Source organism: Leyella stercorea DSM 18206, from assembly GCF_000235885.1.
Classification (GTDB): domain Bacteria; phylum Bacteroidota; class Bacteroidia; order Bacteroidales; family Bacteroidaceae; genus Prevotella; species Prevotella stercorea.
This window is the reverse complement of record NZ_JH379331.1, coordinates 1-5,563: the sequence shown is the minus strand read 5'-3', so window position 1 is coordinate 5,563 and position 5,563 is coordinate 1. Positions and strand designations below refer to the sequence as shown.

The window sequence follows — 5,563 nt, the reverse complement described above, 5'->3', positions numbered from 1 at the left end:
GAGCCGTGACACAGTTCTGTTTACACTACCTACTGAATCTTCCTCCTTTTCTTTTGTCTTGGAAAATTGTCTATGAAGATTCTGATACAAAAAAAGAGCCCACTGAAAAGATGCAGCAGGTTCTATACTTGTCATGTAGAGTTATAGCATTAAGCAAATAGGGAGAACACATCAAAAGTGTTATCTGCTAATTTTAAAGCTCTACAATTTTTGTGTAAGATTGATATTTACCATTCATTTCTATTTGCCAACCACCCAGAAGCAATATCAACAATCTCTGGGTTGCTGCTCTGTGATGCCTGTTTTAACCATTTCAAAGCTTTCTTCTTGTTTTTCTTCAATCCATGATAGCCTTGTGCATATCTGACACCAATAGTAAGCCCTGCTGATTCGTCTCCTTTATCAAAGGCTTGTTCGTACCACAATATTGCTTCCTTCATGTCAATTGGAGTACCCAATCCTTCCTCATAAAAGTGACCAAGTTTTATCATGGATGGCACGTCACCAAAGAGTACCGCAGGATTTGTGTAAAGTTTTAAGGCTATACCCATATCTTTTGGTAAACCAGCTTCGCCATTTTCATAAAATTCTCCAAGGTCATAATCGAAGTAAAAGTCCATTTTGTTATGAACCATTATCATATAAGGAACAGCTTCTTCGTTTCTGTCATTATCTAAGAGCCATTTTGCTATTAAAGCCTGGTCAAGTATGGTTCCATTATTGGCAGATTGTACAAAATTGTTCCAGTTATTCACGACTTTGTCTTTGTTCTCACTATAATATTTAGAAAAGACAAACCCTATTTGAGAAGGGCATAGTCTCATCCATTCTGCTGCTGTTGGAATGTTTAAATTGATTTCCATAATTTATTTGTTGATTTATTTTGTTTGATTGTTGTTATTCTCTTTTGTTTATAACCTCCTTGTTTGCTAAGGTGGTAGACCTCTATGAGCAGTTAAGTTGCTGTTACTTGAAAGTTCGTTTCTCAAAGAGATTTCCCTCTTTCCTGAATGTTTGGGGCATAATTTATAAGGAAATAAACACCCCTCTTTTAAATAATCTGTTCTCATAAGAATGTATTTTTACCATCTTTCGTTTTTTTATTTGTATATTTGTCTTAGGGTTAAACCTTACTATACCTTTATCTTCTTGCAGTCGATAAAGGATATGTTATAATGATATAGGTGTAATTTCTTTGTCTCTATAATATATAATATGTGTATGAAGTTTTTACACCTCTTAAATGAATATTTAAGGTATCTCATTACTGAAAGGAATGAGTACAAGTAAGTTTATCCACAAGTGATTTTATAGCAAAACCAAGGATATTCCAAATTTCTGCAATATACTGATTAAATGCTTATAATCTCTTCTCTTTTTTGACTTACCTATGAGATTGTTGACTTCCTTCAAAGATACATTTATGGTCTTATTCTGTTTCCCCTCTACTATCATCTGGGGAATATAAGGAAATCTCTGAGATAACCTTTCAATTTGACTGACAACTCTTTTACCGTTATTGAGTTTCCTTACCTTGTCTCTCCAATCAATATGCTCTTCTGGAATATCAAGAATGTTCTGGTTAAAATACTTCTCTAATGTCTGTATAAAATCTCTGTTGTGGTCATCTGTATAAAACACATTAATGTCCATGTCTTGTCTGATGGCTATTCTTGTTATTAGCTGAACATACTCCCAAAGCATATATCTTGTAAGAGTAGTGTTTGTCAGGAAAGCTTTGTTGAATTTTTCTGAAGATGTTGAAACAGGAAGAGACCATTTGCCAAGGAGGATGATGTTACTGTAGTCCTTAAAGTCATTTACTGCCTTACTCTCTGCACTTCCGTAATAGATAATACTATATATGTCTTGTGGGATATTCGCTTTAGTCAGTTCGTCAGAAAGTAAAGTAACAAGAGTAATATCATTACTATTCTGAGTATCACTTGTTATCCCCTTATCATCACCTTTAAAATCATTCCAACAAGCGATGAGAGTCTTTCCTTTTACACTTGAAAGAATAGCGATTACGGATTGAACCATACTCTTTATTAACTCCTGATGTTTGTTGTTTCTACGGTTAAGATTGGGAACATTAAAGCTATGGAAGTCTGCCTTGGCTCTGTATTTTTGAGGAATATCTATAAGTTTGTATATGCTTGAATCCTTAAAAAGAACATCGCCAGCTCCCTCCATTATCAATACGAGACTCTTTGTCGTTTGGAAATCGCAAGGAGAGAATTGGATTACTGCATCGCCTTGTACTTTTATCATGTTTGAATATTCACTCTCAACAATAGAGAGGGCTGTGTCTGTTTTTAGTAGCCCCAAGGTTGTTGCCGTGTTAAACCAAGCAGCATCAGAATGAGCTATGAATGTGTTATAATCCTTTCTCATCGCAACAAACTCTTTTGCCTTATACCCACCTTTACTATCATCTTCTCCTAGAACACCCAAATGTAGTTTAGATACAGAGGCATATTTTTGAATAAAACCAGGTATCTCGTCAATACAAATCCAACGGCGAGTATTAGGATTATTCATCAGCTTCTTCCAATCGCCATCAAAAGAAGACAGAGTAACACCATCTATATTGTAAAGCAGATATACTGGTGGGTATTCTGTATAAAGCCTTACGTTTGTCATTATCAACACTTTCTTCTTTGTTACTTCTTCTGGGTTATTGGCAAATTCATTCATAACATCATAATCTGTTTCAGAATGAATCTGCATCATATCATTTGCATCTAATCCTAATTTGGTCAGCAAGTCGAAGTATAAAGAGTTGGCGCTGACGATGGAATCAACAATAATCAGCATACCTTCCATATAGTGTGTCAAAATGAAGCGTTCCAACCAAAATGTTTTACCAGAACCACATCCTGTACTCAGAATAAAATTGCCTACATCATCAGGCAGTTCCACGCTACAATTCCTTAATTTAATTTTTAATTTGGTCATAAATATTGTTTGTTTTTTCTAATGAGAGTTTTGATTGGATAAAATGGCATATTTGACTATTGTATATTCCCCAAACTCCACTAAAAAGGGAGAATGGGGATATACTCTTTACTTGTAATCAATCTGAACTGTAAAATATTTGCTCGTTACCGTCAGCTCGATTTTACTAGGAAACTCATAGTTACTGTTAAAACCGTGTTTCCTTACCTCAGATGCAATTCTCCGCCAATACATATCTGCAACTTCCTTCATTGCAATATAGACATCAGGTTCACCGTTAATTTGAATTTTATCGGTGAATGTAGTATCGCTCATATCGAAAGCTGTAGAAGGTAGGTCAAGAATATACTTTACATCACTAGCACATACATACGATTTCAGTATTGTTCGATAAGGTACAGGCAGGGGACGAGAAAAAGATAGTTCTACACGAGCAGGAAATGGCAATGTTCCGATTTTGGTTTTGCTTCTCTCCTTGTAAAATACAAATCTCTTTCCCCAATCCGCTATAATCTGTTTGAGGACTTTTGAATAGTTGCCAACTGTAGTTGTGGCAATGTACATTTTGTTACCAATAAAAATGGTCTCATATTTTTTTTGTTTTAGCCTCACACATTGAAGAGACGTATGAGGCGGTTACGGTAGTCTCCATACTAGATTTATAACTTTATATTATTCTGACCCAAGAAGAATGAGAAGGCTTTGTCAAGAATCTGCTTACGCTTTTCATCTTTTCGCTGCACCTTAGTACTCTTGGCATTCTTAATCTCTGCAACTTCTTTGTTTGGGAGAGTATTGATAAATTCCTCCATCCTATCAGTAGCCCAACCAATCCCCTGTCTGTTGATTAATTTTACAAGGGACAAGACAATCTCTTTGGTAAACTCTTTCGTCTTTATGGTCTTGTCATCTCCCTCGCCAAATCTATCTTTAAGAGCCTTATGAATACGTTTGCCATATTCAATGTTTACGAAAAATTCACTCTCGTCACCGTTTGCAACTTGTCTTGCTGTGAGACGATCAGGTTTGAGTGTTGCCAGCTGACATGCAGCTTGATATTTATAACCTTTAGAAACAAGGTCATTTATCATCACCCAACCCTCATGCGTATTCACACCGTCTTCGATCTGACGCTTGGCTACCATATCCTGCGTTTTCCACTTTGAGACATTGATATTTATCTCAGTAAATGCTTTGGCAAAATTGTAATAGCCATCCTTATCCTTCATCGGAAAATGTCCCATGATGAGAGGCCACTCCTGTATCGTTTGCAAGAAGTCAACTCGACCATGACCATCCACCACTACAATACCATCAGAGTTTATAGGTTTGTCTTTGTTAGGATCTTTGGCAAATCGCTCTACTTTTATGCCAGCCTTATCTGCCATCTGAACTGTTATGACGATTAAGCTTTGTTGTGCGCCGTTTTCCAGAATCGAGCGACCAGTCTTCTGTTCGTCTGCACCATGAGTACGATTCACACCAAGACCATAAAATTCAACACCTGCATCTTTAAGTCCCTTCAAGTTCAAAGAAGCAACATCGCCATTCGGGAATGTTGAGACACTATTAGGATATTGCTCTTTAACACGCAGCATCTCATACTCGCAAAACTCTGTAAAATCCTTCAAGTTTGCCTCTTCATTGCTCACTTGGGTGTTTGTCTGCTCAACTGTCATGTTTCCCTTTTCTTCATTAATGGTCTTTACAGGCTCATTCTCAAATTCTTCTGCCATAATTCTTAAATTTTGTTTTGTTGTTAATAACTGCTGATGCGTTTTGTTTTGCCTTCATCAATTCAAGAGCCAAGTCCGCATCAATTACTATTACTTTACCATGCTGACTGATTGCTGGGTTTAAGATGCCACTGCTTTTAATTTTAGAAGCGGTAGATTTACATACCCCAAGCAGTTTAGCCAGTCCTGCCAATCCATAAACTAGATGTCTTTTGACCTTTGGAGGTTTGTCATGAGGATAGTCTGTAGGGGTCGCAAACATATCTTCAATCATTTCTTTCAAGTCACCCAGTGTTGCCTGGATGATTGGCTTGTTTTCTTTTTCCATTGATATTTTTGCGTGGCTTTAGTGCCTAATCGCAGTACAAAGTTATTAACGGATTTGGCGATTAAAGAATAAAATTATCCCAAGCGGATTGTTGCGGAAAACATTTCTTATTAACGGAAAAGTTAGAGGAAGTTACGGAAAATGTTTTCCGTAAAAAGGATGTCAGTTTGCACAAAATAAAGATGCTACATAACAAAAATAGCCATCGCTCGGAAAAGAACGACAGCTACGATATACGCTTCAAATATATAGCATGATTCTGAATTATGGGACTTACCCAAGTATAATGATTGATTGCTACTACTCACTCAGAACTTATTGTATAATGGGGGACTATCAGGGGGACTACTTAGTAAGATTTATGGCAAAGATACAATATTAGGCAAAAGCACAAGTTACAAATGGGTACAATCTTTCCCACGCAGAAATCAACAAAAACACTAAAAAAGACGGACAACAGCGCAATGTCAGCGTTAAACAAATATAAAAATGATATTGCGCAAAGAGGGGATCAAATAATATTGTTGTGTTTTTAACA

The 5,563-nt window shown here is 36.5% G+C and carries 5 protein-coding genes; all 5 read right to left on the bottom strand.

Translation table 11 applies throughout. The features are described 5' to 3' along the window. Positions 1-227 precede the first annotated feature (227 nt). Positions 228-863, bottom strand: coding sequence for a tetratricopeptide repeat protein (locus HMPREF0673_RS00105; protein WP_007896628.1), 636 nt, complete (start codon positions 861-863; stop codon positions 228-230). Between the two features lie 445 nt (positions 864-1,308). Continuing rightward, positions 1,309-2,961 (bottom strand): hypothetical protein, encoded by a 1,653-nt coding sequence (locus HMPREF0673_RS00100; RefSeq protein ID WP_007896627.1) that lies wholly within the window; start codon positions 2,959-2,961, stop codon positions 1,309-1,311. Positions 2,962-3,069: 108 nt separating this feature from the next. Further along, the gene (locus HMPREF0673_RS00095) at positions 3,070-3,525 is read right to left on the bottom strand and encodes a hypothetical protein (protein WP_040596100.1); all 456 of its coding nucleotides are present in this window, start codon (positions 3,523-3,525) and stop codon (positions 3,070-3,072) included. A 95-nt stretch (positions 3,526-3,620) separates the two neighbouring features. Beyond that, complete coding sequence (locus HMPREF0673_RS00090) at positions 3,621-4,697, bottom strand: hypothetical protein (RefSeq protein ID WP_007896623.1); 1,077 nt, start codon at positions 4,695-4,697, stop codon at positions 3,621-3,623. After that, a complete protein-coding gene (locus tag HMPREF0673_RS00085) occupies positions 4,681-5,025 on the bottom strand; it encodes a DUF3853 family protein (RefSeq protein ID WP_007896621.1) in 345 nt (114 codons plus the stop codon). Before HMPREF0673_RS00085 ends, HMPREF0673_RS00090 begins: the two co-directional genes overlap by 17 nt. Positions 5,026-5,563: the final 538 nt, after the last annotated feature.

Excerpts from the sequence above, each read along its gene's own strand:
- HMPREF0673_RS00105 (WP_007896628.1), bottom strand. The coding sequence starts at position 863 with ATGGAAATCAATTTAAACATTCCAACAGCAGCAGAATGGATGAGACTA.
- HMPREF0673_RS00100 (WP_007896627.1), bottom strand. The coding sequence starts at position 2,961 with ATGACCAAATTAAAAATTAAATTAAGGAATTGTAGCGTGGAACTGCCT.
- HMPREF0673_RS00095 (WP_040596100.1), bottom strand. The coding sequence starts at position 3,525 with ATGTACATTGCCACAACTACAGTTGGCAACTATTCAAAAGTCCTCAAA.
- HMPREF0673_RS00090 (WP_007896623.1), bottom strand. The coding sequence starts at position 4,697 with ATGGCAGAAGAATTTGAGAATGAGCCTGTAAAGACCATTAATGAAGAA.
- HMPREF0673_RS00085 (WP_007896621.1), bottom strand. The coding sequence starts at position 5,025 with ATGGAAAAAGAAAACAAGCCAATCATCCAGGCAACACTGGGTGACTTG.